The sequence below is a fragment of the Paraburkholderia sp. SIMBA_030 genome, assembly GCF_046535245.1.
GTDB lineage: Bacteria > Pseudomonadota > Gammaproteobacteria > Burkholderiales > Burkholderiaceae > Paraburkholderia.
The window spans coordinates 1-1,638 of record NZ_JAWRXB010000058.1; the positions used below are offsets into that span (position 1 = coordinate 1).

Below are 1,638 nucleotides of genomic sequence, written 5' to 3' on the forward strand. Positions count from 1 at the left end.
GGCGGCCGACGTGTCGAGCGTAAAGCTGAAGCTGGTTGCGGCCGACACATTGCCGGCCACGTCGGTCTGCCGGACCTCGATGCTATTCAGGCCCTCAGCCGGGCTGAAGCCGGTGTTCCATGTAGAGCCGCCATCAGTCGAGTACTCGACCGTCGCGCCACTCTCGACGCCACCAAGGGTCAGGGTACCGACGTTGGTCACGTGATCGGTGGCGCTGCTGCCGGAGTCGGTGGCGAGCGCCACCCCGGGCGCCGCAGCCGACGTGTCGAGCGTGAAGCTGAAGCTGGTTGCCGCCGAGACATTGCCGGCCACGTCGGTCTGCCGGACCTGGACATCATTCGTCCCTTCCGCAGCGGTGAAGCTGGTGTTCCACGTGTGGCCGCCATCGGTCGAGTACTCGACCGTCGCGCCGCTTTCGACACCACCGAGAGTCAGGGTACCGGCGTTGGTGACGTGATCGGTGGCGCTGCTGCCCGAGTCGGTGGCGAGCGCCACCCCGGGCGCGGCAGCCGACGTGTCGAGCGTGAAGCTGAAGCTGGTTGCCGCCGACACGTTGCCGGCCACGTCGGTCTGGCGGACCTGGACATCATTCGTCCCTTCCGCAGCGGTGAAGCTGGTGTTCCACGTGTGGCCGCCATCGGTCGAGTACTCGACCGTCGCGCCGCTTTCGACACCACCGAGAGTCAGGGTACCGGCGTTGGTCACGTGATCGGTGGCGCTGCTGCCCGAGTCGGTGGCGAGCGCCACGCCGGGCGCGGCAGCCGACGTGTCGAGCGTGAAGCTGAAGCTGGTTGCCGCCGACACGTTGCCGGCGACATCGGTCTGCCGGACCTCGACGCTATTCTGGCCCTCGGCCGGACTGAAGCCGGTGTTCCATGTAGAGCCGCCATCGGTCGAGTACTCGACCGTCGCGCCGCTTTCGACGCCACCAAGGGTCAGGGTACCGGCGTTGGTGACGTGATCGGTGGCGCTGCTGCCCGAATCGGTGGCGAGCGCCACCCCGGGCGCGGCGGCGGCCGTGTCGAGCGTGAAGCTGAAGCTGGTTGCCGCCGACACGTTGCCGGCCACGTCGGTCTGCCGGACGTCGACGCTATTCAGGCCCTCGGCCGGGCTGAAGCCGGTGTTCCATGTAGAGCCGCCATCGGTCGAGTACTCGACCGTCGCGCCGCTCTCGACACCACCAAGGGTCAGGGTACCGGCGTTGGTCACGTGATCGGTGGCGCTGCTGCCCGAGTCGGTCGCGAGCGCCACCCCGGGCGCGGCAGCCGACGTGTCGAGCGTGAAGCTGAAGCCCGTTGCCGCCGAGACGTTGCCGGCCACGTCGGTCTGGCGGACCTGGACATCATTCGTCCCTTCCGCAGCGGTGAAGCTGGTGTTCCACGTGTGGCCGCCATCGGTCGAGTACTCGACCGTCGCGCCGCTTTCGACACCACCGAGAGTCAGGGTACCGGCGTTGGTCACGTGATCGGTGGCGCTGCTGCCGGAGTCGGTGGCGAGCGCCACCCCCGGCGCGGCGGCGGCCGTGTCGAGCGTGAAGCTGAAGCTGGTCGCCGCCGAGACATTGCCGGCCACATCGGTCTGCCGGACCTGCACGGTGTTCACGCCTTCGACGGCGCTGAAGCTGCTGGTCCAGTGCGC

The 1,638-nt window shown here is 68.5% G+C and carries 1 protein-coding gene; it reads right to left on the bottom strand.

Translation table 11 applies throughout. The annotated features are described in order from the left end of the window. Nucleotides 1-1,602 (bottom strand): beta strand repeat-containing protein (locus SB772_RS38980; RefSeq protein WP_410838387.1); only part of this gene is annotated, 1,602 nt, incomplete at its 3' end. Nucleotides 1,603-1,638 lie beyond the last annotated feature (36 nt).